The following is a 25,222-nucleotide window of genomic DNA, read 5'->3' as shown; positions in this document are numbered from 1 at the left end:
GTCCTCGCGAGAGGTTCGACACGCCGCAGACCTTCTCGATCCGCGCACCGGTCAGGTTGCGTTAACGATATCCGGCGGCGGAAGTGCGGGGATTGGCTGAAAGAGCCCGCATAAGATGCGGTACGCTCTGCTAACCATATGCGCCGGCGCAACCTATTGTCGCACCGAAAGCGGTGCGAGCCGGCATGCCGGCTTCACCTCTCCCCCGGAGAGAAGGAGAGGTGAAAATAGCGCGAGACGATCGCTATTTCTTCTCGAGCGCGGCGGTCTGCTTGGCGAGCTGCTTGTCGAAATCTTCCGACAGGGTTGTCGCGTAGGTTGCGAGCTCACCCGGCTTGACGAATGGGTTCGGTGCGCCGTCCTTCATTTCGGCGCGCTTGGCCTGCATGCCATAGACCTCCGGATGCGGCCCGAGCAGCACGTCGATCTTCATCGCCTTCACTTTGGCGTAGGTCGCACGGTAGTCGTCGACGATTCCGGCGTGGGTCGGCTGGCCGACCAGCCGGTTCAACGCCACCGTCCCGCTACAGAAGAACAGCACCTCGCGGTCCTGATTGCCGTCCTTGACGGTCATCTCCCAACTCGTGCAGCCAGGCGAATGGCCGGGGGTGGCGTGAGCCGTCAGCGTGGTGTCGCCAAGCGTGATCTTGTCGCCTTCCTTCACGGCGCGATCGACCTTCACTGCGGGGAAGGCGAGGTCCTCGTTCTTCTCGTCGCCAGGATAATAGCCGCCTTCCAGCAGCGGCTTGTCGCGTTCGCCGGCGATCAGCTGAGCGCCGGTCTCCTTCTTGATTTCGGCGAAACCGCCGGTGTGGTCGAAATGCGCGTGCGTGTTGAGGATGATCTTGATGTCGGAGACCTTGAGACCGAGCTTGGCAATGTTGTCCTTGATCATGCCGGTGGATTCCGGAAGCGCCGTATCCATCAGGATCAGGCCTTGTGAGGTCTTGATGATGTAGACGGCGATGCCGTCAGTGCCGACATAGTAGATGTTGCCGATGAGCTGGAACGGCTCGAACGGCGCGGTCCATTTCTTGGTGACTACCGCCAGGAAGTCCTTGACGGTCTGCGCCTGCGCGCCGGTTGCGAGGAACGCCAGTGCGCACAGCGCGGCCGTGAGCTTCTTCATGGTTTGTCTCCCGGGATTGTTCTTGCAGATTGTTCCTGTCGTCTTGATCCGGCGCGGTCTTCGCGCGGCCGGCCGGCAAGCTACGTCGTGCGAGGTGCGGCAGCAACGGCCACATGTCTGAAAAAATTCGTGGCATGCGCGGAATAACCGTGCCTGTCCGTTCTGAGCATGGCCGCCATAGCTGCAACGCGGCCGGCTGGGGTTTGACCGCGCGCACGCGGCTCGTCATACTTTGCACCAAGCCGAGCCAGAAAGACTCGTCAGCACCGGGAGCTCAAATGACCAAATCATTCTCCGTCTTTGCGGGGACGCTGATTTCCCTCGTCTCCTTCACTTCGATTGCCTTCTCCCAGCCGGCCTGCGTCACCCAGAACATGGTGGCGCCGCCTGGGGCCAACACCACCGACAAGGCAGGCCCGTTCTTCATCGATACGGCAGGTCTCGACTTCAGGACGGCGCCTCCGACACGTGATCCCTCCAATCCCAATTATCCACGCGCCACCGAGCTTCCTGACGGAACGCTGCCGCCACCGGATGCCGAGGGCAATTTCATCATCGGTCCCACCCACAATCCTGCGCCGGAGACGATAGCGAAAGAGGGCGTGCCGCGTGGGACGACAAAGTCCTTCACGTTGTCGTCGAAGGAGAGCACCATCTACAATCCGGGTCTGATCCGCGACGATCTTGCCGGTTGCACCAATTCCTCGATCATGACGACCGTCACGGCGCCGGACGACAAGTCGCACATGATCGTCACCACCAGCCATCCCGGTGTCTGGTCGCGCACCATCGACGTCTATGTACCTGCGCAATATGTGCGCGGCAGCGAGGCGCCGTTCATCGTGGTCGGCGACGGCGGCTCCAACGCCTACAAGGATCTCGCCGTCACGCTCGACAATCTGATCGCGCAGCGCCGCGTGCCGCCGATGATCGCGATCCAGATCGGCAATGGCGGGCAGGACGCGCAGGGCAGTCAGCGCGGCCGCGAATATGACGCGGTGTCAGGCGCCTACGCGCAATTCGTCGAGCGTGAAGTGCTGCCGCTGGTCGAAAAGAACGCCGACGTCAGGCTGACTAAAAATCCAGATGGGCGTGCGACCATGGGGCTGAGTTCGAGCGGCGTGGCGGCCTTCACCATGGCGTGGTTCTATCCCGATCTCTATCACCGCGTGCTGGCGTTCTCGCCGACCATGGTCAACCAGCAATGGCCGCATGACCCGTCGCTGCGCGGTGGCGCCTGGGAATATCACAGCGCATGGACGGGTCCGGCCACACCCAATCTCATCTCCAAGGCGGGCGTGCTCACGCCCGCCGAGCCGCCCGGCGTGCCGCTGATCGTCGCTGCGCCGACCAAGCCGATCCGCTTCTGGTTCTTCGGCGGCGACCAGGACCTGTTCTATCCGAACCCCACGATTCCCGACGGCATGCACGACTGGACCCTCTCCAACGCGCTGATGGCCAAGGTGCTGGCGGAGAAGGGCTACCACTATCAGTTTCTGTTCGTACGCAACGCCAAGCACGTCGACCGGCCCACGATCGCGCAGACGCTGCCGTCGGCGCTGGAGTGGGTCTGGAAGGGCTACTCGATCCCCTGAGCGAAGTGGCCTAGCGTCCGATCGTCACGCCGGCGGTCGAGCGCATGGCATCTTTGAGGCTCGTCGCGTTCTTGTCGTCGAGGACCTCTCGCGTCAGCACGGTGGTCTGGCCGGGCGTGTTGAGGATCGTCTCTCCGCGCGAAGAGGAGAGGCGGTCGGCTTTGTAGGATGACGCCCGATCGGTCGCGGGCGCATGGCGTGGCAGCTTGCCGGCCTCTGCAAACGATGTCTGCGAGACGCAGAGGGCGGCAATCACAACCAGTCGCAATGATTTTGCGGGCATGCGATCTCCCAAATTCAGGGCGTTAGCCTATCATATGGGCTGGTCGTCGCAGGAAATAAGGGGTCAGGCGAGAGCGGCCTGGCGTTCCCGCATTGGTTCGCGGATCCGATCCGGTTTCCCCGGCTCCGCGAGCCGCGTAAAACTGCGCTGGCTCGCATGCGCGGGTGCTTCGACGATCACGCCCTCGCAGACGATTTGTCCGCCGAGCATCCTGAATTCCAGCTTGTCGTAGCGCGGCATCGTCTCGCCAGGCGCGGGCGGCAGCAGCCCGACGCTTCCCTGGATGTTCAGCGTGGCATCACCGGCGCCGTGGACGCGCGGATTCCACATCCTGCTCCCGGTCTCCGCCCAACGCTGTCGGATCAGCGCGGCGCGGTCGGCGGGTTCTGCGATCCTTGCACGAATCTTCGGCGCGCTGGTGATCTCCGGAGCGGAAGCCTCGAGGGCCGGCTCCGGCGCAACATCCGTGACGACGCTGGGCGTGCTGGCGACGACTTCCGCCGCGCTGGAGGAAGGATCGCTGTCAATGCTGTCCTCAGGGACATGCTCCGGCGGGATGTCGCGATCGGCAAGCGCGACACGCGTGTCGTCGAGAGTTGAGCAAGTATCCACGTCGACGGCGGAGAAATGCTCGTCGTTGATGGCGAGAGCGGGGGCATCAACCGGCACGACCTCGACAGACGAGGCCTTCTCCGCGACAACGGGCTCAACGTCGGCCGCGAGTTCGGGAGATAGATCGCTGTTGATGATGAGTTCGGGGACGTCGACCGTCGCAAGCTCGACATCGATGGTCGCGACCGAAGCTTCCTCCACGACGACCGGCTCGACTTCCGCCGCCGTCCCCCGGGATGAAACGTCGCTGCCGCTAACATCGGCTGGCGCTTCCGACGGGCTCTCCGCGATGTCGGGTCTGGCGGTCTCGTCTTCGGTGGCTGAAGCGGCGGCCGCAACGTCGCAGTTTGACGTTTCCGCGCTGATGCTGGTGTCGAGAGCCGGAGCGGCTTCTAAAATGTCGGCAACGAGGCCGGACGAGGCGTCCGCGGCATCAGGCGCGACTTCGATGCTGCCGCCGTGCGGCGCGGGCCGGAGCCGGTTGAACGCCCATTTCACCGTGGGGATGCGGCGCAGCAACGATATCAGTCTCGAAAGCACTGGGAGTTGTCCAAGAGGTACTCGGCTTAAGGCCATCGCTGATTCGCCAGCAATGTAAAAATCCCCGGCTGTCACACTGATGTCAATGTAGGTGGGACCAATTGCAGAACATCGGCGCCTCCGTTACGCGCGCGTGACGGAGGCGAACGTGATCGGCGATGACAGGCTTTGGCCGCACGAAGATGATTGACTGAAAGAGCCGGAGGGATAGACAAGCCACGTCTCGAGGTACCTCGGACGCTGACTACGCACAGCCCGCCCTATCTGGAGAGGGACTGACGCCTCTCCAGATTTCCGATCGATACCGGCCTACTTTCCCACGCCGGAGCCGGAGCCCGCGCCGCCGCCGGCCTGGCTGCCCATGTTATTGGCGCTCGGAGCCTGCTTGCCCTTGCTGTCGGCGGCCTCGTTCTGCATGTTCGATGACGTGCCGGTCGTCATGCCCTTGGTCGCGGGGCCCCGGGACGAGGGCCCGACATCGCCTTGGCCGGATGCGCCTGGGGCGGGCTGTGTCTGCGCCAAGGCGCCGCCGGTCGCCAGCGCCATGATGCACGCGGATGCCAAAATGAGCTTCTTCATCTGGTTTCCTCCTGGGTTGATTTCAGTACAACTTGCGCGCGGAGCGGACGTTCCTCACAGGGGAGCGCCGCGAGGGATCATGACAAATGCGTTGCGGCGCTTGTCGAGGTTCCCTGTACAGCTCTATCGAGAGTTTGGAACATCGGGCATCTGGTGTAAGGACGAGGCATGAAAAGGATACTGACTCTCGCAGCGGTTCTGCTCTGGTCCACGATCGCAGTCGCGCAGGAGCGCGCCATCACCGTGGCCTCGACGACGTCGACGGAACAGTCGGGGCTGTTCGGTTACTTGCTGCCGCTGTTCTCGAAGGCCGCGGGCATCGACGTGAAGGTCGTTGCCGTCGGCACGGGCCAGGCACTCGACATCGGGCGGCGCGGCGATGCAGACGTCGTGTTCGTCCATGACAGGCCCGCCGAAGACAAGTTCATGTCTGAAGGGGAGGGCGTGAAGCGCTTCGACGTGATGTACAACGACTTCGTCATTGTCGGGCCGAAGAGCGATCCCGCGAAGATCGCCGGCGGCAAGGACGTGGCCGAGGCGCTGCGCAAGATCGCGGCCGCGAAGGCGCCGTTCATCTCGCGCGGCGACAAATCCGGCACGCACGCGGCCGAACTGCGGCTGTGGAAGGAGGCAGGCATCGACCTCGGTGTCGCCAAGGACGGCTGGTATCGCGAGATCGGCCAGGGCATGGGCCCGGCACTCAACATGGCGTCGTCGTCGAACGCCTATCTGCTGTCGGACCGCGGCACCTGGTTGTCATTCAAGAACCGCGGCGAGCTCGCCGTCCTGACCGAAGGCGACAAGCGGCTGTTCAACCAGTACGGCGTCATGCTGGTCAATCCGGCCAAGCATGCGAACGTGAAGGCGCGGGACGGGCAAGCCTTCATCGACTGGCTGATCTCTTCGAAAGGGCAGGAGGCCATCGCCGGCTACAAGGTCGGGGGCGAGCAGCTATTTTTCCCCAACGCGTCCCACTAGCAGGAACGCGACGGTCGACACTGCGACGCTGAGTGCGAGCAGGATCAACCCGAGCCCGAGCGCCAACGGCAGATCGCCCTTACTGGTCTCCAGCGCGATCGCTGTCGTCATCGTACGCGTGAAGCCGCGGATGTTGCCGCCGACGATGAGGATGGCGCCAACCTCCGCAATCGCGCGGCCGAAGGCTGCGAGAAAGGCGGTCAGCAGTGAGGTCCGGCCCAGCGCGAACAGCAAGCCGATGCTGCGTAGCGTTGACAGCCCGTCGATCCGCGCCAGGTCGCCATACTCCGCCCACAGCAGGCTCGCCGGCCGGTGCACCAGTGCGACCACGATCGGTGTGGCGAGCAGCGTCTGCGCGACCACCATGGCCGCCGGCGTGAACAACAGGCCGGCGACCCCGAGCGGGCCGGAGCGCGACAGCAGAAGATAGAGCGCGAGCCCGACCACGACCGGCGGAAGGCCAAGCAAGGCATTGGTGAGGACGATGATGACCTGCCGTCCGCGGAACCGGGTGATCGCAAGCAGCGCCCCGAACGGCGCCCCAATTAGAAGCGCGAGGATGCTGGCGGTCAGGCTGACGCGCACCGAAAGCCCGACGATGCCCAGAAGCTCTGCGTCGGCCTCGCCGATCAGCGTGAATGCGGCGCCGACGGATCGCGCGAAGTCGTTCATCCGTGCCTGAGCTTCGGCGCCAGCCGCCATGGCTGGGGTCCGTCAATTCCGGGACTGCGGAGCTGCGTCACGTCTGATTCCCTGCAAGTATCCAGTGGCCCGGCCGCCGCAGCAAAAGTTTCCAGGCAGCAGGCCAGTCACAGAATACTCGCGTGGACCGGTTTGGAAACCGAATTCGACCGGACATCAAAGTCGCGGGCTGCCTGGCAGCAGCTTCCCTTTGATATTACCGCTTGACGCTGGCCGATGCCGAGAGCGTGGGGGATGCCCCAATGCTCTGCTGCCAATAATTCTCGATCTGCTCGACCAAGGCGGGCGGCAGCGGAACGTAGTTGAGCGTCTCGGCCTGCGGCTTTCCGTTCTCCAGCGACCAGCGGACGAAATCGATGGCGGCCGCCGACCTGTCAACGGATTTGGGCGCCTTCGGCATCAGCACGAAAGTCGTGGCCGTGATCGGGTAGGCGTCTTCGCCGGGCGCATTGGTGAGCACGAGATGGAAATCCTTGTCCGCCTTCCAGTCCGCGCTCGCGGCCGCCGCCTGGAACGATGCGGCGTCGGGAATGACGAAATTGCCGGCGCTGTTCTGCACTCGACCGAAGGAGATCCGGTCGAGCCGCTGCAGTGCGTAACTGTATTCGAGATAGCCGATCGCGCCGGGGACGAGGCTGACGAGCGAGGCGACGCCATCATTGCCCTTGCCGCCGAGGCCAAGCGGCCACTCGACGGAGGTCCCTTCTCCGACGCTCGCCTTCCACTGCGGGTTGACCTTGGACAGGTAGTTCGACCAATTGAACGTCGTGCCCGATCCGTCGGTGCGATGAACCACCGTGATTGGCGCATTCGGTAACCTGATGTCGGGGTTGACCGCGCGAATGGCCGGGTCGTTCCAGGATTTGAGCCTGCCGAGATAGATATCGGCGAGCATCTGGCCGGTGAAGCGGATCTGGCCGGGCTTGACTCCGTCGATATTGACGACAGGCACGACCCCTCCGATCACGATCGGAAATTGCATCATGCCGAGCTTGTCCAATTCCTTGGGGTCCATCGGCATATCGCTTGCGCCGAAATCGACGGACTCTTTCTTGATCAGGCCGACGCCGATGCTCGAACCGACCGCGGTGAGGATCACGGGGAGTGCGATGTGTTTCTTCATATGCACGACGCTAACAGCTCGGGCACGAAACAGATGTGGTCTATGTCACAAAACTGCCGTGAATGCTTGTGTGAGGCGCGTCACGAGCACAGACGACGAGCGGCCGCACGCAGCGCCTTTGGCGGCACGAACCGCGATGCGTGCGTCAGCTCAGATCAAGCTGCGCAGCACTTCAACGAGCCGGGCACACTCGACCTCCGTTCCGACCGTGATGCGCAGAAAATCCTCGATGCGCGGTTTTCCGAAATGACGGACCAGAACGCCACGCGCGCGTAGCGCGGCCGCGAGACCTGCTCCGCTCCGGCTTCGATGGCGCGCGAAGACGAAGTTGGCGAGCGACGGCAACACCTCGAAGCCGAGTTGTCTGAGATCGCGGGCCAAGATTTCCCGGCTTGCGATGATACGAGCACGGGTGTCTCTGAACCAGCCCTCGTCCTCGATCGCGGCGACGGCGCCGGCGATCGCAAGGCAATCGACGGGATAGGAGTTGAAGCTGTCCTTCACCCGTTCCAGCGCTTCGATCAACGGTCGTTGGCCGATGGCAAAACCAACCCGTAGGCCAGCGAGTGAGCGCGACTTCGAGAAGGTCTGGATGACCAGCAGATTGTCGTGGCGTGCAACCAGCGGCACGGCGCTCTCGGCGCCGAAATCGACATAAGCCTCGTCCACCACCACCAGCCGGTCCGGCTGTTCGGTCAGCAGCGATGCGATTGCGTCGCGCTGAAGGGCAATTCCGGTCGGAGCGTTCGGATTGCAGAGCAGGATGGCACTCGATGGTCGCCGGTAGTCGGAGATATCGATCCTCATCGCAGCATCGAGCGGCACCTCGTCATGCGTTATTCCATAGAGGCCGCAATAGACGGGGTAGAAGCTGTAGGTGACGTCGGGGAATAGAAGCGGCGTATCGTGCTTCAGAAGCGCCTGGAAGGTGTGGGCCAGAACCTCGTCGGAGCCGTTGCCGACGAACACTTGCTCGGGCGCCACATCGCAATGGGCCGCGATCGCCTCGCGTAGGCGCGTCGCGCGAGGATCGGGATAAAGGCGCAGCCGCTCCGCGGCCGATGCGATCGCCGCCAGCACGCGCGGCGAGGGCGGGTAGGGATTCTCGTTGGTATTGAGCTTGACGATGCCGTCCTGCCTGGGCTGCTCGCCGGGGACATAGGGCGAAAGCGTGTGGACGACCGGACTCCAGAAACGGCTCATGAGCTCCAATCCGAATTTGATCGGGGCACAGTAGGGTATGCGGGACCTCGGCGGAAGTGCGCCTGCATTCAGCATTCCAGGCAAATCCGCACGAGACTTACTGCCGGGGGCGTTCCCGCAAGCGCGACCCCTATGCTAGGGTCGTCGCACCACTGCCCAGAATGAAAACAAGAATGAAGGCCGGTGCGCCCCAGGGCACTGAACGGCCGAAAAGCGAGGAACACATGCCGGGTGCAACCCTTCCCACCGCTCCCTCGATTCCAACCGCGCCCGTGACCTCAGCCGTTCTCGACCGCTTGCGGGCCATCGTCGGCGACAAAAGTCTGATCCTGGACGAGCACGACAAGCGGCCCTTCGTGACCGACTGGCGCGGCGAACTGGCGGGGCAGGCCGCGGCGGTCGTGCGTCCGGCCAGCACCGCGGAAGTCTCCGCTGTCGTCAAGCTCTGCTACGACAACGGCATTGCCATCGTTCCGCAAGGTGGCAACACCGGGTTGATGGGCGGCGCCACGCCGTGGCCCATGCACCGCGGCATCGTGCTGTCGCTCGGTCGCATGAACCAGGTGCTGAATGTCGATCCCGTCGGCTATGCCATGACCGTGGAGGCAGGCTGCATCCTAGAGACGCTTCAGGACACAGCCGCGCGCCACGACCGCCTCTTTCCGCTCAGCCTGGGTGCTCAGGGCTCGTGCATGATCGGAGGCAATCTGTCCACCAATGCCGGCGGCGTGCAGGTGCTGCGCTATGGCAATGCGCGAAATCTGGTGTTGGGTCTCGAGGTCGTGCTGGCTAACGGCGATGTCTGGGACGGCCTGCGCGCACTCAAGAAGGACAACACCGGCTATGACCTCAAGCATCTGTTCATGGGCGCCGAAGGGACGCTCGGCATCATCACCAAGGCGGTGCTGAAACTCTGGCCGGCGCCGAAAGACGTGTGCACGGCATGGCTCGCAATTCGCGATCCCAAGGCAGCCATCGACCTTCTGTCGGAAGCGCATGCCGCTTCCGATGACAATGTCGGCTCCTGTGAGCTCATTAGCCGTGCGTGCACCGACATGGTGCTGCGCCACATTCCCGGCACCCAGGATCCTCTCAAGGCCGAGACCGAATGGTATCTCCTTCTCGAATGGTCGTCGGCCCGGCCACGGCAGGACGGAGGCACGGGCATGTCGGACAGGATGGAGCTGTTCCTGGCCGATCAACTCGAGGCGGGCCGGGTGCTGGATGCTGTGATCGGGCAAACCGAAGCGCAGTCGCGCAACATGTGGCGGATTCGCGAGAGCGTCGCCGAGGCATCGCGCACCGAAGGTCCGGGCTTGAGCTACGACGTGTCGGTTGCGGTCTCCAGGATTCCCGAGTTTATCGACAACGGTCTCGAGGCCGTGCTCGCCATCCTGCCGACGATCCGCCCCTATCCGCTCGGCCACATCGGAGACGGCAATGTGCACTTCTCCTTCATGGGCCCGAAGGGCATGGACCGCGATACGCTCTCCCAGTATTCCGCGGCGATCACACGGGCCGTCAACGACCTCGTCACCTCCATGGGCGGCTCGATCTCGGCGGAACATGGCATCGGCATCGAGAAGCTCGACGAGCTCCAGCACTACCGTTCCCGGACCGAGCTCGACATCATGCGCACGATCAAGCGGGCGCTCGATCCCAAGAACATCATGAATCCGGGCAAGGTGCTTCGTCTCGGTTAAGCCGCTACCGCCTCGAGCCCGGTGCTCCCTGCACCCTCGCGCCCTGCGGGGACGGGATGCCGCAGATAGGCCGGGCCAAACAGGCCGGGACACCAAATCACGCCGTTTGGCAGCCGAAAGGCGGCTTTATTCCCGCCTTGGATGCTTTAAGGAAGGGAGAGGATCAGGTCGCACCCGCCCAGGGGCGGTGCTAGACCCTGATGCAGGAACAAAGGGGCGGGCCGGTATGGCACGTCCGCAAGGATGAAGGATTTGAGGCAATGATCCAAACCGTTGGTATCATCGGGGCAGGCACCATGGGGAACGGCATCGCGCAGATTTGTGCCGCGGCCGGGCTTTCGGTCGTGATGGTTGATATTTCCGATGCGGCGGTAAACCGCGGGATTTCGACGGTCGGCGGCAGCCTCGAGCGCCTGGTCAAGAAGGAGAGGATGTCGGCGGGCGATCGCGACGCCACGCTCAAGCGCATCACCGGCACCACCGACCGCGCCAAGCTCGTCGATTGCGATCTCGTCATCGAGGCCGCCACCGAGAACGAGGAACTCAAGGTCAAGATCCTGAAGGATCTCTGTGCGACGCTGTCGCCGCGCACACTGCTCGCCACCAACACCTCGTCGATCTCGATCACGAAGCTCGCCGCAGCGACCGACCGCCCCGACCGCTTCATCGGCATGCACTTCTTCAACCCGGTTCCGGTCATGGCGCTGCTGGAGCTCATCCGCGGCTTGCAGACCTCGGACGACACCCACGCCAAGGCGCTCGATTTCGCCAAGCGCGTCGGCAAGGTAGCGATCACGGCCAAGAACAGCCCGGGCTTTGCCGTCAACCGCATCCTTTGCCCGATGATCAACGAGGCGATCTTCGCGCTGCAGGAGGGGATCGCGACGGCGGAAGAGATCGATGCCGGCATGAAGCTCGGCTGCAACCATCCGATCGGACCGTTGGCGCTCGCCGATCTCGTCGGGCTCGACACCATGTTGTCGGTGATGGAGGTCTTTTACAAAGGCTTCAACGACCCCAAATACCGTCCGGCCCCCTTGCTCAAGGAAATGGTCGACGCCGGCCATCTCGGCCGCAAGACGGGGCAGGGCTTTTACACCTACAGCGCCTGACCCCGTTATTTGCGTTGCGACAAAGACGGGTGCAGGGACTTGCGGCAAAATGGGCGGATGCGTTCTTCCTTCTCCCCTTGTGGGAGAAGGTGGCGCGAAGCGCCGGATGAGGGGTTGGGTCCGCGAGCCCAAATGCGTGAGGAATACCCGGAGAGAACCCCTCACCCGTCTCGCCGCTTCGCGGCGAGCCACCCTCTCCCACAAAGGGAGAGGGTGAAGACAAAACGGACGAAACAAATATGTCGGATCGACTGAAAGCCGAGCGCGAGGCTGCGGCCGCGCGGCGGAACTTGCTGACCCAGGATGCGATCGAGCGCACCGGGATCACCGAAGAGATGATCGGGGAACTCGTCACCCGTTTCTATGGCCGCGTCCGTGAGGATGCGCTGCTGGGACCGGTGTTCGCGATCGTGCAGAATTGGGACGAGCATCTGGCCAAGCTCCGGGATTTCTGGTCGTCGGTCGTGCTGATGAGCGGCCGCTATCACGGCTCGCCGATGCGGGCGCATATGCCGCTGAGCCTGGCTGGCCATCATTTCGATCGCTGGCTCGATTTGTTCGAACAGACTGCGCGCGAGGTCTGCCCGCCGCCGGCCGCCGCGCTATTCATCGACAGGGCGCGCCGCATCGCCGACAGCTTTGAGATGGCGTCGGCCACCTTGGCCGGTCGTATCGCCGCGCCGCGTCACGTGCTCCGTTCCTAGAATACAAAATGCCTGCCTGAGAAATGCGCAAGCCGCATTGATGGCGCTACGGTCGCGCCGAGCGTCGGCGCATTTGCACCAATACCGACAGCATTGACCTGATCTGCAAAATCATCATGCCGGTCGCGTAGCGTGACGTTGCAATTAGAAAAATGCGCGTAAATGCGCGTGTTCGCGTTCAATCAATGCGAGCATAACCGTGTGATGCACTGCGGGAAAAAATCTTTGCCTTTTTTTCGGCAGAGTTCCAGCGCCTGCTTGTGGACATGTCGCGTGCATCGTTCAACACATCCTCTTCATCCTCCGACAACACAGCGGAATCCGAAGCTGACGCGTGCACGGAGCAAACCCGGCGGGCGCTGTTGATGAGCGCGCTGGCCACGACGGCGTGCCTCGCCTGTTCCACGCAGGTGCACGCGGGCGAGGATGCGCCCGGCTCCGACGAGCGGCCTCAGAAGGGCGATCTGCTCGTATTCTCCGAAGGCGATCAGGAGGGAAAGCCCGTCACCGCGGCCGATCTGTCGGCCGGCGGACCGCCGGTGCATGCCTGGCCGAAAGATCCAAAGACATCGGTCGTACGCAGCGCCTCGCGCCTCAACGAGATTCTGATCATCCGCCTCGACCCCGCCGAGCTCGACGAGCAGACGAAAGCGCGCGCTGTCGACGGCATCCTCGCCTATTCGGCAATCTGCTCGCATGCCGGCTGTCCTGTCACGGCGTGGGTGAAGAGCGATGTCGGCGACAAGGAAGTGCTCAAATGCATGTGCCACAACTCCGAATACGATCCTCGCGCGGGCGCGCAGGTCGTGTTCGGGCCGGCGCCGCGACGGCTCGCTGCGCTGCCGCTGGCGCTGGCTGACGGCTCGCTCAGCGTCGCCGGAAACTTCGTCGGAAAGGTAGGTGGCGCGCAGCCGGGATGATGGGCGTGCGGGTTGTGCCCGCGTCATGAGAGACCGCATCCGCCGATGGGTGGACGACGGGACGAACGACAAGAATTCAAAACAAGAATTCAAAACGGATGAAAAGGGGAACGCCATGACCAGGAAGCAGTGGTTACTGTCCGGCTTCGTCGCCTTCACGTGTCTTGCATCGACTCTTGCCTCGACCGCCGCCGTATCAGGCCCGATCGAGAACTACGCGCCGGTCACCGCGCAGCGGTTGGAAAACCCGGAGCCCGCCAACTGGATGCTCTACCGGCGCACCTATGATGGGCAGGGCTACAGCCCGCTCGACCAGATCAACACCTCGAACGTGAAGAACTTGACGCCGGTCTGGACCTTCGCGACCGGCGTGGTCGAAGGCCACGAGGCGCCGCCGATCGTCAACAACGGTGTGATGTTCGTGGCAACCCCGATGGGGCAGGTGATCGCGCTGAACGCCAAGACTGGCGACGAATATTGGCGCTACAAGCGGCAGCTCCCCGACGACCTGTTTCAGTTGCATCCGACCAGCCGCGGCGTCGGACTCTGGGAGGACAAGCTCTATCTCGCCACCACCGACGACCATGTCGTCGCGCTCGACGCCAAGACCGGCAAGGTAGTCTGGGACACCAAGGTGCAGGACTACAAGAAGGGCCAGTACATGACCCTGATGCCGCTGATCGTCGACGGCAAGGTCATCGTCGGCGGCTCCGGCGGCGAGTTCGGCGTGCGCGGCTATGTCGCCGCCTATGATGCCAAGGACGGCAAGGAGCTGTGGCGGACCTATACCATTCCGGGCGAAGGCGAACCCGGCCACGACACCTGGCAGGGCGAGGACTGGAAGAACGGCGGCGGCTCGGCCTGGATGACCGGCAATTACGACAAGGACACCAAGACGATCTATTGGGGTGTCGGCAACGCCGCGCCGTGGCCCGGCGAGATGCATCCCGGCGACAATCTCTATACTTCCTCGGTGCTCGCGCTCGATCCGAACACCGGCAAGATCAAGACCTATCACCAGTATCACCAGAACGATTCCTGGGATTGGGACGAGGTCGAAGCGCCGATGTTGATCGACCTGCAACGCGACGGCCGCAACATCAAGAGCCTGGTCCATCCGGGACGCGATGCGATCTTCTGGATACTCGAGCGCACGCCGACCAAGATCAACTACGTTGCCGGCTGGCCGTTCGTCTCCACCGACGTCTGGAAAGGCATCGACGCCGAGAGCGGCAGGCCGATCGTCGACCCCGCGCACAAGCCGATGGTCGGCAAGCGCGTGGAGTTCTGTCCGTCACTGTGGGGCGGCAAGGATTGGCCGTCGGCGGCCTACAGCCAGAAGACCGGCCTCGTCTACGTGCCCGCCAACGAGAATTTCTGCGGCGGGTTCACCGGCGAGAAGGTTCCGCTCAAGCCCGGCGAGCTCTGGCTCGGCACCAAGCCGGAGGACATCGGGCTGAAGACGAAGCCCGGGGCGGATCATTTCGGCGAGCTCCAGGCCTGGGATCCCGTGACGGGCAAGAAGATGTGGCAACACAACTTCCCGAAATCGCAGCTGTTCGGCTCGGTGACGGCGACCGCGGGCGATCTCGTCTTCGTGGGTGGCACCAACGACCGCAACTTCCGCGCCTTCAACGCGAAATCCGGCGAGCTGCTGTGGGAGCAGAAGACCAACTCCGGCATCATGGGCATGCCGGTGTCCTATGAGATCGACGGCACGCAATACATCGCGATTCAGTCGGGATGGGGCGTGGATGCGCAGCGCATCCAGGATGCACTCGTGACCAACAATATCGGCATCGAAGCCAACGTGCCGCAGGGCGGCGTGATCTGGGTGTTCGCGCTGAAGAAGTAAGCTCCGCTGGCGGATCGAAAGAAGCGGAGTATCAGGGGGCAAATGCGGCGGACGGCAACGTCCGCCGCATTTTGCGTCGGCGGCTTCCCTTCTCCCCTTGCGGGAGAAGGTGGCGCGAAGCGCCGGATGAGGGGTTCTATCCGCGCATCACAATGTGCGAGACTCGCGCAGGCATCCCCTCAGCCAAGCGTGATCGTGGCAACCGGCGTCGCTGCCCTCTCCCGCAAGTGGAGAGGGCACATCGATGCGCTTCGGCGAAGAAGTAGAGCCGATAGTCACGACGTCAAAACGCCGATGCGCAGATCGCTACTTCCCCTCGCGCTCGACCTTGTCCTTCTCCTTCTGGTTCATCTCGCGAACCTTGGGATCTGGATTGTGCTGCCCGGTGGTCTGGGTGGTCGAGGGCGGCGGGGCATTGGCGTTGGGCACAGAGTTCTGGTCCGGCGTGCTGGGGCGCGTCGCGGTCGTCGGCGGGGTTGTGTTGCTCTGGGCGAACGCGCCAGTGGCCGTCAAAAGAAAGGCGCTCGACAGCAACGAGACTGCGAGCGCCTTTGAGATATGGGTCATCGATCTGCTCCTGTCAGATCGATGCAAACGGCGCGAGGCCGCCTTGTGTTCCCGCCTTTACGCTTCCAATTGCTTGCCGAGCGGAAGGCTGCGGATGCGCTTTCCGGTCGCGGCGAAGATGGCGTTCATCAGCGCCGGCGCGAATGGCGGGACGCCGGGCTCGCCGACGCCGCTCGGCGGCGTGTCGGGTCCTGGCGGCACGATGTAGACGTTGGTCACCGCAGGGGATTCGTCGATCCTGAGGACCTGGAAGTCGTCGAAGTTCTTCTGCTGCACCTTGCCGTCCTTGAAGGTGATCTCGCCGTATTTGGCGAGACTCAGCCCCATGATCGCCGCGCCCTCGATCTGCGAGGCGATGCGCTCGGGATTGACATAGGTGCCGCAGTCGATGGCGGTGTCCACCCGCGGCACCGTCAGCTTGCCCTTGTCGTCGACGGCCACCTCGACGATGGTCGCGATATAGCTGACGAAGCTCCGGTGCACGGCGATGCCGAGGCCATGGCCCTTCGGCATTTGACGGCCCCATTCGCCCTTCTCGGCGACCAGCTCGACCACCTTGCGCAGGCGCGCGGTGTCGATCGGATAGCTGTCCATTGGCTCGCCATAGTTCCACATGTCCTTCACAGCAGGCTTGACGATGCGCGGGCTGCCGATCAGCGCGAGCAGCGTCTCCTTCTGGTCGCGGCCGGTTGCATGGGCGATCTCACCCACCATCGACTGCACCGCGAAGGCGCGCGGGATGTTCGAGACCGAGCGGAACCAGCCGATGCGGGTGAACGCCGCGGCCTCCGGGTTCTCGCAGGAGATGTTGGCGATCTCGAAGGGCATGTCGACGAGGCCCATGCCGAGCTCGAAGGGCGCCTCATGCTTTGCACCCGCCGCGAACGTCGAGGCGATGCTTGGGGCCACGCTGCGATGGCGCCAGGCGATCACCTTGCCGCTCTTGTCGAGCCCTGCCTCGATCCGTTCCACGGAGACCGTGTGCAGGAAATCGTGACGGACGTCGTCCTCGCGCGTCCATTGCACCTTCACGGGCACGCCGAGCTCCTTGGACAGCAGCGCGGCCTCGAGTGCGAAGTCGCATTTCGACTTGCGGCCGAAGCCGCCGCCGAGCAGCGTGACGTTGACCGTGACATTGCCCTCGGGAATGCCGAGCGTCTTCGCAACGTCCTCGCGCGTGCCGCCCGGGCTCTGCACCGGCGCCCAGATCTCCGCCTTGTCACCCTTGACGTCGGCGACAGCCACCGGCGGCTCCATGCTGACATGGGCAAGGTGCGGCAGATAATATTCGCCGACGACGACCTTGTCGGCGCCCTTCAGAGCGGCCTCGGCGTCGCCTTCCTGGCGCACGACGAGCCCCGGCTTGCGCGAGGCCTCCTCGAGCTCTTTGCGGTAGGCGACGGAATCGTATTTGCCGTTGGCGCCGTCGTCCCAGGTCAGCTTCAGCGCGTCGCGGCCCTTGATCGCCGCGCCGGTGTTGCGCGCGATCACGGCAACACCGCCGAGCGGCTGGAATTTCGACGGCCACGGCCATCCGCGCACCTGCATCACCTTCTCGACGCCGGGGACCTTCAACGCCGCGTCCGGATCGAACTTGACCAGCTTGCCGCCGGTCACCGGCGGGCGCGCGATCACTGCATACTTCATGCCTGGCAGCCGCACGTCGGCGCCGTAACGCGCCTTGCCAGTCGTAATGTCGTGGAGATCGACGATGCCGATCTGGCCTTTGCCGAGATAGCGGAAGTCCTTGGGGTCCTTCAGCTTGAGCCCTTCGATGCTCGGCACCGATTCCTTGGCAGCATCGGCTGCGAGCTCGCCGAAGCCGAGCTTGCGGCTCGTCGCGCTGTGGACGACCTCATGATTGACGGCCTTGACCTCGGTTGCCGGCACGCCCCAGCGTTTCGCTGCGGCCTGCTCGAGCATGGTGCGGGCGGAGGCACCGATCTGGCGCATCGGCATCAAATAATGCCGCGTGCTGCGCGAGCCGTCGGTGTCCTGGTTGCCGAACTTGACCTCGTCGCCATGGGCCTGCTCCACCTTGACCCGCGACCAGTCGGCTTCCATCTCCTCGGCCACGATCAGCGGCAGGCTGGTGCGCACGCCCGTGCCCATCTCGGCGCGGTGGGCGAGGATGGTGACGGTGCCGTCGGGTGCGACCGCGACGAACACGCGCGGATCGACCACGACGCCGTGCGGCATCTTGCCGGCGCCGGTCTCGTAGGCGAACGCCTGGCGCGACATCACGGGCGCCGCGAGCACGAAGCCGCCGGTGATGCCGAGCCCCTTCAGGATGCTGCGGCGCGAAACCTTTTCGACCCTGATGTTCTTCTCGAAGCCACGAAGCTTCCTGGGATTGTCGATGAAATTCATGTCACACTCCCGTCGATGCGAGATGGACCGCATTCTCGATGCGCTGGTAGCAGCCGCAGCGGCAGATGTTGCCGGACATCGCTTCGCGGATCTGGTCGTGCGACGGCTTTGGATTGTCCATTAGCAGCGCGGCCGCCTGCATGATCTGGCCTGCCTGGCAGAAGCCGCATTGGGGAACGTTGACCTGCCGCCAGGCCTTCTGCACCGGGTGATCGCCGTTCGGATGCAGTCCCTCGATCGTCGTGATCTCGCGGCCGGCGACGTCGTTGATCGACGTGATGCAGGCGCGCACGGCTTCCTTGTCGACGATGACGGTGCAGGCGCCGCACAGGGCCTGGCCACAGCCGAATTTGGTGCCGGTCAGCCCGGCCTCGTCGCGCAGAAACCAGAGTAGCGGGAGATCCGGGTCGCCGTCCCAGCTCTGTTCCTGGCCGTTGATCTTCACCTTGATCATGATCGTCCCTCGCTCTTCATAAGCTTGTTGATTTCAGATTTTCCAGATGCCGGTCGGAGCAATGTCCGCTGCGCGGCGTCGCATTCCAGCGGTCATCCCGCGCGGGCAGATCCCGGCAGGACTCAGGAATGCCAATGTCATGTCCGGATGTGTTCGATACCTCCCGTCGTGTTCTTGATTATTGAATTCGCGCGGCATCGTCACGTCGCGATCTAGCAAGGATCGCTTCGGTAGCATTCACAGCCAAGTGTTCTCTCGTCAGCTGTTCTCGATGGGAAAAGATTGCAACGAAGGTTTGTCAAAAGCAGGGCGCCGCATCACGCCGCGCGCCTCTGCACATGGGCACAATGAAAAAAAGCTTCGTCCGCCAGAAGACCTGTGCGGACGAAGCAGGATGCCTCAGTCGAGGGAGGGAGAAACGCAGGCGCCGCGGACTTCAAGCAGGAAGCCGGCGGCCCTGCGCAGTCATTCAGAGACCAGGACTGAGGGAGTTGACGGTCCCCACACAGGTGCAGTCGAGAAGCGGCGGCATCGCCGCGATTGTCCCGGCCGGCTCCGTCCGCTCGCTGGGTGTGGTGGAACCAGCGAGCGAACGGGGCGCGGCAAACGTCAGGCGGCCTTGGCTCAGGCAGCCTTGGCCTTCGCCACGTGGGTCGCGATGGCGTCCATCAGCGCCGGCGACAGGCAGTCATAGGGCTCGAGACCAAGCTCCTTGAACCGAGCCCGTATTCCGCCCATCTGCTCCGGCTTCACGCCCGATTCGATCACCGACGAGACGAAGGCAGCGAATTGCGGCGCCTGCGAACCCTGTTCCTGGAACAATTCGGGGTGGATGAAGTCGAGGCCGTAGAACGGGTGACCCTTGTTCTCGATGCGGCCATACATGTGCGTGCCACAGGCCTTGCAGGCGTAGCGCTGGATCACCGCCGACGGATCGACGATCTGGAGCTTGTCGCCGTTCTCGAGCACGGTGACGTTCTGGCGGGGTACCACGGCGACGACGGAGAAATTCGCGCCCTGCGGTTTCCAGCACTTGGTGCAGCCACAGGCATGGTTATGCGCGATGTCGCCCTTGACGGCGACCTTGACCTGATGGTCGCTGCATTTACATGCGAGCGTGCCGCCGGCGAAGCTGCCGCTGCCCTGTTTGATGCCGTTATCGATCGAGGGATGGAGTGCAACAGTCATGGGTCGATCCTCCTTGGGGTGACGCTTTTCGAGCTAGAACACGACGACTGAACGGATCGATTTGCCCTCATGCATCAGGTCGAAGCCCTTGTTGATGTCTTCGAGCTTGAGCGTGTGGGTAATCATCGGGTCGATCTGGATCTTTCCGTTCATGTACCAGTCGACAATCTTCGGCACGTCGGTGCGGCCCCGCGCGCCGCCGAAGGCGGTGCCGCGCCAGTTTCGCCCGGTGACGAGCTGGAACGGGCGGGTCGCGATCTCCTTGCCGGATTCGGCAACGCCGATGATGATCGAGGTGCCCCAGCCACGATGGCAGGCTTCCAGCGCCTGGCGCATCACTGTGGTATTGCCGGTGCAGTCGAAGGTGTAGTCGGCGCCTCCGTCCGTCAGGGTCACGAGATGCGGGACGATGTCGCCCGTGATCTTCTTGGGATTGACGAAATCGGTCATGCCGAACCGGCGTCCCCATTCCTCCTTGGAGTCGTTGATGTCGACGCCGATGATCTTGTCTGCGCCAGCCATCTTGGCGCCCTGGATCACGTTCAGGCCGATGCCGCCGAGGCCGAACACGACCACGTTGGAGCCCGGTTCGACCTTGGCGGTGTTGACGACGGCACCGACGCCGGTGGTGACACCGCAGCCGATGTAGCAGCTCTTGTCGAACGGCGCGTCCTCGCGGATCTTGGCGACCGCGATCTCCGGCAGCACGGTGAAGTTCGAGAAGGTCGAGCAGCCCATGTAGTGGTAGATCGGCTTGCCCTTGTAGGAGAAGCGGCTGGTGCCGTCGGGCATCACGCCTTTGCCCTGCGTCGCGCGGATCGCGGTGCAAAGATTGGTCTTCTGGCTGAGGCAGCTTTTGCATTGCCGGCATTCCGGCGTGTAGAGCGGGATAACATGGTCGCCCGGCTTCACCGAGGTCACGCCAGGGCCGATCTCGCGGATGATGCCCGCGCCCTCATGGCCCAGGATCGACGGGAAGATTCCTTCGCTGTCGAAGCCGTCGAGTGTGTAGGCGTCGGTATGGCAGATGCCCGTCGCCTTGATCTCGACCAGGACTTCGCCGACCTTCGGTCCTTCCAGATCGACTTCGACGATCTCGAGCGGCTTCTTGGCTTCGAAAGCGACGGCGGCACGTGTCTTCATCTTAAACTCCTCAAATTCCGGCAGGGCGCCAAGAAGCAGGTCTTGGTCGGGCTCCGCACGTTCACTTCTTGCCCATGCACGAATCTTCGTTCTTGGTATAGGCGTCGTTCTTGTCCTCGTGCTTGCCAGGTCTGGTGCGGCCCCAGGCCTCGTTGGAGCGGGCGCGCAGATAGACGTAGAGATCGTCCATGTAGCAGGCGACGTTCGGGTTATCGCCGAAGGCCGGCATCACGTTCTCTGCGGCAGTCGAGATGTTCTTGCGGCCGGAGGCGACGACGCCGAGAAAATCGGCATAGCTCATCGTCTTTAGCGAATCCTTCAGCGCCGGGGCGTAGGTCGAGCCCATGCCATCCGGGCCGTGACACACATGGCAGTCCGAGTGATAGCGGCGGTATCCGGAATAGGTGTACCAGTCGACGGATCCGTCAGTGACCTTATAGGTTGGGTTGCCTTCCTTGTCGGACCATTCGCCGGTTTCGTTCTGCTTGACGGCGGTCGGGTCGCCTGAGCCGTCCGCGACGGCAATTCCCCCGGACGCGACCAAGAACATCGCAGCAATGGCAGAGCAGATTTTACGCAAGAGATTTTCCTCAGAAGGCATTCGGTGAGACGAGCCGGCGCGTGGAGTTGATCCACGCGCCGGAGCGATGCTGAGAGGCCTAGTTGGGCAGCGAGAACACGGTCAGCGTGCCGCCGAGTGCGGTGTAGTTGCTGAGCGCCGCGTAGCCACCAACTGCGCCGAGACCGGCGGTCGGATCGGTCAGGCCTGCCGCCAGACCGATGCCGGCCCAGCCGCCCACGCCGGAGAGCACTGCGATATACTGCTTGCCGCCGTTCTCATAGGTGGTGACGTTGCCGATGATGCCGGAAGGAGTCTTGAACTTGTAGAGCTCCTTGCCGGTCTTGGCGTCGACTGCCTTCAGGTAGCCTTCGAGCGTTCCGTAGAACACCACGTTGCCTGCGGTTGCGAGCGCGCCTGACCAGACCGAGAACTGCTCCTTGTTCGACCAGACGATCTTGCCGGTCTTGCCGTCCCAGGCGATGAAGTTACCCATGTGGGTTTCACCCTGCGGCGGATACATCGAGAGCGTCGCGCCCACATAGGGCTGGCCCGCGGTGTAGCTCACCTTGAACGGTTCGTAGTCCATGCAGACGTGGTTGGTCGGAACGTAGAACAGCTGCGTGTCTGGCGAGTAGGCTGCCGGCTGCTCGTCCTTGGTGCCGAGCGCGGCCGGGCAGATGCCCTTCACGTTGTGGTCCTCGCCCGCCTTGTCGGTCGAAGCGGTGTCGAGCACCTTCGGACGGCCGTAGGTCGCCGAGTTCTTGTCCATGTCGACGCCGGAGGTCCAGTTCACCTTCGGATCGTACTTCTCGGCGACCAGGAGCTCACCGGTGGCACGATCGAGCGTGTAGCCGAGGCCGTTACGATCGAAGTGCGTCAGCAGCTTGCGCGGCTGGCCGTTGATGGCCTGGTCCGAGAGGATCATCTCGTTGACGCCGTCATAGTCCCACTCGTCGTGGGGCGTCATCTGATAAACCCACTTGGCCTGGCCGGTGTCAGGGTTGCGAGCCCAGATCGTCATCGACCATTTGTTGTCGCCGGGACGCTGCTTCGGATTCCAGGTCGAGGGATTGCCCGATCCGTAGTAGACGAGGTTCAGCTCGGGATCGTACGAGATCCAGCCCCAGGTGGCGCCGCCGCCGATCTTCCACTGATCGCCTTGCCAGGTCTTGAGGCTGGAGTCCTTGCCGATCGGCTTGCCGAGCGCGGTGGTCTTCTCTGCGTCGACCAGGATTTGATCATCCGGTCCTTCGGAGTAGCCGCGCCAAGCCAGCTTGCCCGTCTTGATGTCGTAGGCGGTCATATGGGCTTGGACACCGAACTCACCGCCGGAGATGCCGATCAGCACCTTGTCCTTGACGACCATGGGGGCCGAAGTACCGGTCTCGCCCTTGCTGGCGTCGCCGTTCTTCGCGGTCCATGCCACCTGACCGCTCTTGGCATCGAGCGCGACGAGCGTGGTGTCGGCCTGATGCAGGAAGATCTTGCCGTCGCCATAGGCCAAGCCGCGGTTGACCGTGTCGCAGCACATCACCGGGATGACGTTCGGATCCTGCTTCGGCTCGTACTTCCAGACGATCTTGTTCTCGTTCGAAAGGTCAATAGCGTAGACCTTGTTCGGGAACGGCGTGTGGACGTACATCATGTTGCCGATGATCAGCGGCCCGCCTTCGTGGCCGCGCAGCACGCCGGTCGAGAAGGTCCAGGCGACCTGGAGCTTGCCTACGTTTTGTGCGTTGATCTGGTTCAGCTTGGAATAGCGGGTGTTGGCGTAGTCGCCCGTCGGCATCACCCAGTCTTTCGGGTTCTGCGACATCTTGAGCACTTCGTCGTTGGCCGAGGCGCTGCCGACGGCGAGAGCCGCCGCGGAGCCAAGATAGGCCGCGAGTAGTACCTTGCGCATAGTCATTCCTCCATTGGTCTCGTTTATTGTTTCCGAAGCATTGCTTAATCGCCGGGCTTTTCGTCCGGCGTCTGCTCGTGCAGGGCGGTCACGATTGGGACCAGAAACGATGCTGTGGTGTTTCCTCCTCCTGATGAGAGCCACGGGTCCACGTGCGGAGCGGCCCGTTCTTGTTGTTCCTGATACAATCCCTAACGACTTCGTTATCGGGAAACTTGCCCAAGAGAGAAGCTGGTTTGCTTGACAGCGCACGGGTAGGAAGTTTTTGATTTTGCAGTAGCGAATTCAGCGGCTTCTGCAACGCGTTGGGAGCGCCATCAACGCTCAGGTTCCCCTTGACGGCGCTGCAACTAAGGCGGAGGATTAACTTACAAGGGTGGCAATGGAACGATGGCGCTCGTTCTGGAAGATCGCTCAAAATCGAGGTAAACGTCACGCAATCACGGTTCAGGGCTCCGGCAGCGCGGCTCGCGATTCGCGTCAAATTTCCGGATCAAACCAGTGGCTGGATTAATGTCCGACACAATTCACACGCTCTCGACGACGGGCATGACGCCGAAACGTCAGATCCAAAGCTGGATCGACGGGCTGACCAGCCTGTGTGGACATTTCGACGTCGATCCGCTGGAAGCGTCTTCGCTTGAAGGCCGCATCGACTACACCAGCGTCTCGCGTCTGAAGCTCTGCCAGATCGAGGTCAGCCAGCATCGCATCGCGCACACCCTGGCGCGCGCCAAGGCCAACGAACACCCCTATATCAAGATCCACTTCCAGACCTACGGTGTGTCCTATTTCGAGCAGGAAGGCCGTCACATCGAGCTGAACCCGGGCGACATCATCGCCTATGACGTCTCCTGTCCGCATTCGATCATCAGCCCTGCTTTCACGCGCCACGACGTGGTGATCGTGCCGAAAGCGCTGCTGCGCGACCGCGGGTTCCCGTCGCAGCGAATGCCCGCCTGCAAATTGACCTCACGCACCGGGACCGGGCGGATCGCCCATGATTTCGTCCATGCGACCTTCGACGAGGCGGCCAAGCTGTCGGCGAACAGTGCGGTCGGCGTCGCCGATTCGCTGATCGACCTCTTGCTGCTGCCGCTGCGCGAGGCCGACACGATGCTGGATCGCGTCGGGCCCGAAGCGACCTATGTGCGGGCGCAGTTCTTCATCCGCGAGCATTTGCGTGATCCGGATCTGTGCATCGACCAGATCTCCGCCGAGCTCGGCTGCTCCAAGCGTTATCTGCACATGCTGTTCTCGGAGCGCGGCACCACGGTGAGCGACTACATCTGGCAGGCACGTCTTCAGAATTGCCGCCAGGAGCTCGAGGCCCACGCCGGCAAGACCATCACCGACGTCGCGTTCTCCTGGGGCTTCTCCAGCTCATCGCATTTCAGCCGGGTGTTCCGGAAGTATTTCGGCGTGGTGCCGTCCTCGATCCACAAGGCGCAACAGGGCGCGGTTGCTGCGGACGAGCACTAGGCAAACGCCAGGTTCGGCGACGACGACGGTTGACCGTCACGCGCCCGCGATGTCTCTCACGCCGATATGGCGATATAGGGAATGCTGGTCAGGAGAGCGGCGAGCAGCGCCGCATTGCCGAGCATTCCACTCCAATGTAGTCGGCGTAGCCGGCGCGGTGCCTCGGCATCGCCGGCGTCCCTGGCGCTGAGCTGTTCGTCCATCCGTTGCATGAACCAGCGGCGTCCGTAGATCGCCAAGGCTGCAAGGAGGCCGACGCCCATCGCTGCGACCAGACGACCGTCGAGCAGGAAAGCGACCGCTCCGATGAGTCCGGCAACGCGCATCACCAGAAAATGCGCATTGAACATTCCGCGCAAAAGCTGGGCGACGGGCTGGATATCCAGCTTCACCAGCAGGAAGGCCGGAGACGCCAACGTGAAATAGCCCATCGGAAAGAGCAGGATGATCATGACGGCTACGGCAACGCCATCCGGTGTCATGGGATCGGCCTTTCTCGTCCGCGCCGGTGAGAC

At 63.1% G+C, this 25,222-nt stretch carries 23 protein-coding genes; 8 read left to right on the top strand and 15 right to left on the bottom strand.

Annotated elements, in window-relative coordinates:
- Nucleotides 1-244: 244 nt before the first annotated feature.
- Nucleotides 245-1,129, bottom strand: a complete 885-nt coding sequence (gene blaBJP / locus AC0L3U_RS33105) for a BJP family subclass B3 metallo-beta-lactamase (protein WP_473364541.1) — start codon at nucleotides 1,127-1,129, stop codon at nucleotides 245-247.
- A 278-nt stretch (nucleotides 1,130-1,407) separates the two neighbouring features.
- On the opposite strand from blaBJP, the gene AC0L3U_RS33100 reads away from it, so the two are divergent.
- Nucleotides 1,408-2,724, top strand: a complete 1,317-nt coding sequence (locus tag AC0L3U_RS33100) for an alpha/beta hydrolase (protein WP_473364540.1) — start codon at nucleotides 1,408-1,410, stop codon at nucleotides 2,722-2,724.
- A gap of 10 nt (nucleotides 2,725-2,734) precedes the next feature.
- Here AC0L3U_RS33100 and AC0L3U_RS33095 read toward each other — a convergent pair whose 3' ends face one another.
- The 3 genes from AC0L3U_RS33095 to AC0L3U_RS33085 all read right to left on the bottom strand — a co-directional run bounded on the left by AC0L3U_RS33095 (nucleotide 2,735) and on the right by AC0L3U_RS33085 (nucleotide 4,738).
- Nucleotides 2,735-3,007 (bottom strand): TonB-dependent receptor plug domain-containing protein, encoded by a 273-nt coding sequence (locus tag AC0L3U_RS33095; protein WP_473364539.1) that lies wholly within the window; start codon nucleotides 3,005-3,007, stop codon nucleotides 2,735-2,737.
- 63 nt (nucleotides 3,008-3,070) lie between these two features.
- Nucleotides 3,071-4,159, bottom strand: a complete 1,089-nt coding sequence (locus AC0L3U_RS33090) for a hypothetical protein (protein WP_473364538.1) — start codon at nucleotides 4,157-4,159, stop codon at nucleotides 3,071-3,073.
- A 309-nt stretch (nucleotides 4,160-4,468) separates the two neighbouring features.
- Nucleotides 4,469-4,738, bottom strand: a complete 270-nt coding sequence (locus AC0L3U_RS33085) for a hypothetical protein (protein WP_473364537.1) — start codon at nucleotides 4,736-4,738, stop codon at nucleotides 4,469-4,471.
- Nucleotides 4,739-4,906: 168 nt separating this feature from the next.
- On the opposite strand from AC0L3U_RS33085, the gene AC0L3U_RS33080 reads away from it, so the two are divergent.
- Entirely contained in the window at nucleotides 4,907-5,716 is an 810-nt protein-coding gene (locus AC0L3U_RS33080) for an ABC transporter substrate-binding protein (protein ID WP_473294771.1), read from the top strand.
- Here the strand turns inward: AC0L3U_RS33080 and AC0L3U_RS33075 are convergent.
- The 3 genes from AC0L3U_RS33075 to hisC form a co-directional block, all read right to left on the bottom strand.
- Nucleotides 5,690-6,388 carry an ABC transporter permease gene (locus tag AC0L3U_RS33075; RefSeq protein ID WP_473294795.1) on the bottom strand — a complete coding sequence of 233 codons (699 nt, stop codon included), beginning with the start codon at nucleotides 6,386-6,388 and terminating at the stop codon, nucleotides 5,690-5,692. The two genes, AC0L3U_RS33080 and AC0L3U_RS33075, sit on opposite strands and share 27 nt — an antisense overlap.
- A gap of 226 nt (nucleotides 6,389-6,614) precedes the next feature.
- The gene (gene pstS / locus AC0L3U_RS33070; protein ID WP_473364536.1) at nucleotides 6,615-7,541 is read right to left on the bottom strand and encodes a phosphate ABC transporter substrate-binding protein PstS; all 927 of its coding nucleotides are present in this window, start codon (nucleotides 7,539-7,541) and stop codon (nucleotides 6,615-6,617) included.
- Between the two features lie 150 nt (nucleotides 7,542-7,691).
- Nucleotides 7,692-8,744: a histidinol-phosphate transaminase gene (gene hisC / locus AC0L3U_RS33065; protein ID WP_473364535.1), complete on the bottom strand. Its 1,053-nt coding sequence runs from the start codon at nucleotides 8,742-8,744 to the stop codon at nucleotides 7,692-7,694.
- A gap of 224 nt (nucleotides 8,745-8,968) precedes the next feature.
- Between hisC and AC0L3U_RS33060 the strand changes: the two genes are divergently transcribed.
- From AC0L3U_RS33060 to AC0L3U_RS33040, 5 genes are all read left to right on the top strand, one after another.
- Nucleotides 8,969-10,447, top strand: coding sequence for an FAD-binding oxidoreductase (locus AC0L3U_RS33060; RefSeq protein ID WP_473364534.1), 1,479 nt, complete (start codon nucleotides 8,969-8,971; stop codon nucleotides 10,445-10,447).
- A 200-nt stretch (nucleotides 10,448-10,647) separates the two neighbouring features.
- Complete coding sequence (locus AC0L3U_RS33055; protein ID WP_473364533.1) at nucleotides 10,648-11,559, top strand: 3-hydroxybutyryl-CoA dehydrogenase; 912 nt, start codon at nucleotides 10,648-10,650, stop codon at nucleotides 11,557-11,559.
- A 239-nt stretch (nucleotides 11,560-11,798) separates the two neighbouring features.
- Nucleotides 11,799-12,263, top strand: coding sequence for a group III truncated hemoglobin (locus AC0L3U_RS33050; protein ID WP_473364532.1), 465 nt, complete (start codon nucleotides 11,799-11,801; stop codon nucleotides 12,261-12,263).
- A gap of 266 nt (nucleotides 12,264-12,529) precedes the next feature.
- Nucleotides 12,530-13,183: a QcrA and Rieske domain-containing protein gene (locus AC0L3U_RS33045; RefSeq protein ID WP_473364531.1), complete on the top strand. Its 654-nt coding sequence runs from the start codon at nucleotides 12,530-12,532 to the stop codon at nucleotides 13,181-13,183.
- Nucleotides 13,184-13,298: 115 nt separating this feature from the next.
- On the top strand, nucleotides 13,299-15,038 hold the full coding sequence (locus AC0L3U_RS33040; protein WP_027519387.1) for a methanol/ethanol family PQQ-dependent dehydrogenase: 1,740 nt from the start codon (nucleotides 13,299-13,301) through the stop codon (nucleotides 15,036-15,038).
- Between the two features lie 306 nt (nucleotides 15,039-15,344).
- Here AC0L3U_RS33040 and AC0L3U_RS33035 read toward each other — a convergent pair whose 3' ends face one another.
- The 7 genes from AC0L3U_RS33035 to xoxF5 all read right to left on the bottom strand — a co-directional run bounded on the left by AC0L3U_RS33035 (nucleotide 15,345) and on the right by xoxF5 (nucleotide 23,225).
- Nucleotides 15,345-15,605, bottom strand: a complete 261-nt coding sequence (locus AC0L3U_RS33035; protein WP_473364530.1) for a hypothetical protein — start codon at nucleotides 15,603-15,605, stop codon at nucleotides 15,345-15,347.
- Between the two features lie 57 nt (nucleotides 15,606-15,662).
- On the bottom strand, nucleotides 15,663-17,975 hold the full coding sequence (locus AC0L3U_RS33030) for a xanthine dehydrogenase family protein molybdopterin-binding subunit (RefSeq protein WP_473364529.1): 2,313 nt from the start codon (nucleotides 17,973-17,975) through the stop codon (nucleotides 15,663-15,665).
- 1 nt (nucleotide 17,976) lies between these two features.
- Complete coding sequence (locus AC0L3U_RS33025) at nucleotides 17,977-18,429, bottom strand: (2Fe-2S)-binding protein (protein WP_007601363.1); 453 nt, start codon at nucleotides 18,427-18,429, stop codon at nucleotides 17,977-17,979.
- Nucleotides 18,430-19,053: 624 nt separating this feature from the next.
- Nucleotides 19,054-19,617 carry an S-(hydroxymethyl)glutathione synthase gene (gene gfa, locus AC0L3U_RS33020; RefSeq protein ID WP_473364528.1) on the bottom strand — a complete coding sequence of 188 codons (564 nt, stop codon included), beginning with the start codon at nucleotides 19,615-19,617 and terminating at the stop codon, nucleotides 19,054-19,056.
- A 33-nt stretch (nucleotides 19,618-19,650) separates the two neighbouring features.
- Nucleotides 19,651-20,760, bottom strand: a complete 1,110-nt coding sequence (locus AC0L3U_RS33015; protein ID WP_027566533.1) for an S-(hydroxymethyl)glutathione dehydrogenase/class III alcohol dehydrogenase — start codon at nucleotides 20,758-20,760, stop codon at nucleotides 19,651-19,653.
- Between the two features lie 61 nt (nucleotides 20,761-20,821).
- Nucleotides 20,822-21,310 carry a c-type cytochrome, methanol metabolism-related gene (locus tag AC0L3U_RS33010; RefSeq protein WP_473294794.1) on the bottom strand — a complete coding sequence of 163 codons (489 nt, stop codon included), beginning with the start codon at nucleotides 21,308-21,310 and terminating at the stop codon, nucleotides 20,822-20,824.
- Between the two features lie 109 nt (nucleotides 21,311-21,419).
- Entirely contained in the window at nucleotides 21,420-23,225 is a 1,806-nt protein-coding gene (xoxF5, locus tag AC0L3U_RS33005) for a lanthanide-dependent methanol dehydrogenase XoxF5 (RefSeq protein WP_473364527.1), read from the bottom strand.
- A gap of 513 nt (nucleotides 23,226-23,738) precedes the next feature.
- On the opposite strand from xoxF5, the gene AC0L3U_RS33000 reads away from it, so the two are divergent.
- Nucleotides 23,739-24,707: a helix-turn-helix domain-containing protein gene (locus AC0L3U_RS33000; RefSeq protein WP_456768799.1), complete on the top strand. Its 969-nt coding sequence runs from the start codon at nucleotides 23,739-23,741 to the stop codon at nucleotides 24,705-24,707.
- Nucleotides 24,708-24,763: 56 nt separating this feature from the next.
- Here AC0L3U_RS33000 and AC0L3U_RS32995 read toward each other — a convergent pair whose 3' ends face one another.
- Entirely contained in the window at nucleotides 24,764-25,189 is a 426-nt protein-coding gene (locus AC0L3U_RS32995; protein ID WP_473364526.1) for a hypothetical protein, read from the bottom strand.
- Nucleotides 25,190-25,222 lie beyond the last annotated feature (33 nt).

This window comes from Bradyrhizobium sp. Kon69 (assembly GCF_055807515.1).
Note: the sequence above shows the minus strand (reverse complement) of the source record. Positions and strands in the feature narration are given on the sequence as shown.

Coding starts and splice junctions, on each gene's coding strand:
- blaBJP (WP_473364541.1), bottom strand. CDS start 1,129: ATGAAGAAGCTCACGGCCGCGCTGTGCGCACTGGCGTTCCTCGCAACC.
- AC0L3U_RS33100 (WP_473364540.1), top strand. CDS start 1,408: ATGACCAAATCATTCTCCGTCTTTGCGGGGACGCTGATTTCCCTCGTC.
- AC0L3U_RS33095 (WP_473364539.1), bottom strand. CDS start 3,007: ATGCCCGCAAAATCATTGCGACTGGTTGTGATTGCCGCCCTCTGCGTC.
- AC0L3U_RS33085 (WP_473364537.1), bottom strand. CDS start 4,738: ATGAAGAAGCTCATTTTGGCATCCGCGTGCATCATGGCGCTGGCGACC.
- AC0L3U_RS33080 (WP_473294771.1), top strand. CDS start 4,907: ATGAAAAGGATACTGACTCTCGCAGCGGTTCTGCTCTGGTCCACGATC.
- AC0L3U_RS33075 (WP_473294795.1), bottom strand. CDS start 6,388: ATGAACGACTTCGCGCGATCCGTCGGCGCCGCATTCACGCTGATCGGC.
- pstS (WP_473364536.1), bottom strand. CDS start 7,541: ATGAAGAAACACATCGCACTCCCCGTGATCCTCACCGCGGTCGGTTCG.
- hisC (WP_473364535.1), bottom strand. CDS start 8,744: ATGAGCCGTTTCTGGAGTCCGGTCGTCCACACGCTTTCGCCCTATGTC.
- AC0L3U_RS33060 (WP_473364534.1), top strand. CDS start 8,969: ATGCCGGGTGCAACCCTTCCCACCGCTCCCTCGATTCCAACCGCGCCC.
- AC0L3U_RS33055 (WP_473364533.1), top strand. CDS start 10,648: ATGCAGGAACAAAGGGGCGGGCCGGTATGGCACGTCCGCAAGGATGAA.
- AC0L3U_RS33050 (WP_473364532.1), top strand. CDS start 11,799: ATGTCGGATCGACTGAAAGCCGAGCGCGAGGCTGCGGCCGCGCGGCGG.
- AC0L3U_RS33045 (WP_473364531.1), top strand. CDS start 12,530: ATGTCGCGTGCATCGTTCAACACATCCTCTTCATCCTCCGACAACACA.
- AC0L3U_RS33040 (WP_027519387.1), top strand. CDS start 13,299: ATGACCAGGAAGCAGTGGTTACTGTCCGGCTTCGTCGCCTTCACGTGT.
- AC0L3U_RS33035 (WP_473364530.1), bottom strand. CDS start 15,605: ATGACCCATATCTCAAAGGCGCTCGCAGTCTCGTTGCTGTCGAGCGCC.
- AC0L3U_RS33030 (WP_473364529.1), bottom strand. CDS start 17,975: ATGAATTTCATCGACAATCCCAGGAAGCTTCGTGGCTTCGAGAAGAAC.
- AC0L3U_RS33025 (WP_007601363.1), bottom strand. CDS start 18,429: ATGATCAAGGTGAAGATCAACGGCCAGGAACAGAGCTGGGACGGCGAC.
- gfa (WP_473364528.1), bottom strand. CDS start 19,617: ATGACTGTTGCACTCCATCCCTCGATCGATAACGGCATCAAACAGGGC.
- AC0L3U_RS33015 (WP_027566533.1), bottom strand. CDS start 20,760: ATGAAGACACGTGCCGCCGTCGCTTTCGAAGCCAAGAAGCCGCTCGAG.
- AC0L3U_RS33010 (WP_473294794.1), bottom strand. CDS start 21,310: ATGTTCTTGGTCGCGTCCGGGGGAATTGCCGTCGCGGACGGCTCAGGC.
- xoxF5 (WP_473364527.1), bottom strand. CDS start 23,225: ATGCGCAAGGTACTACTCGCGGCCTATCTTGGCTCCGCGGCGGCTCTC.
- AC0L3U_RS33000 (WP_456768799.1), top strand. CDS start 23,739: ATGTCCGACACAATTCACACGCTCTCGACGACGGGCATGACGCCGAAA.
- AC0L3U_RS32995 (WP_473364526.1), bottom strand. CDS start 25,189: ATGACACCGGATGGCGTTGCCGTAGCCGTCATGATCATCCTGCTCTTT.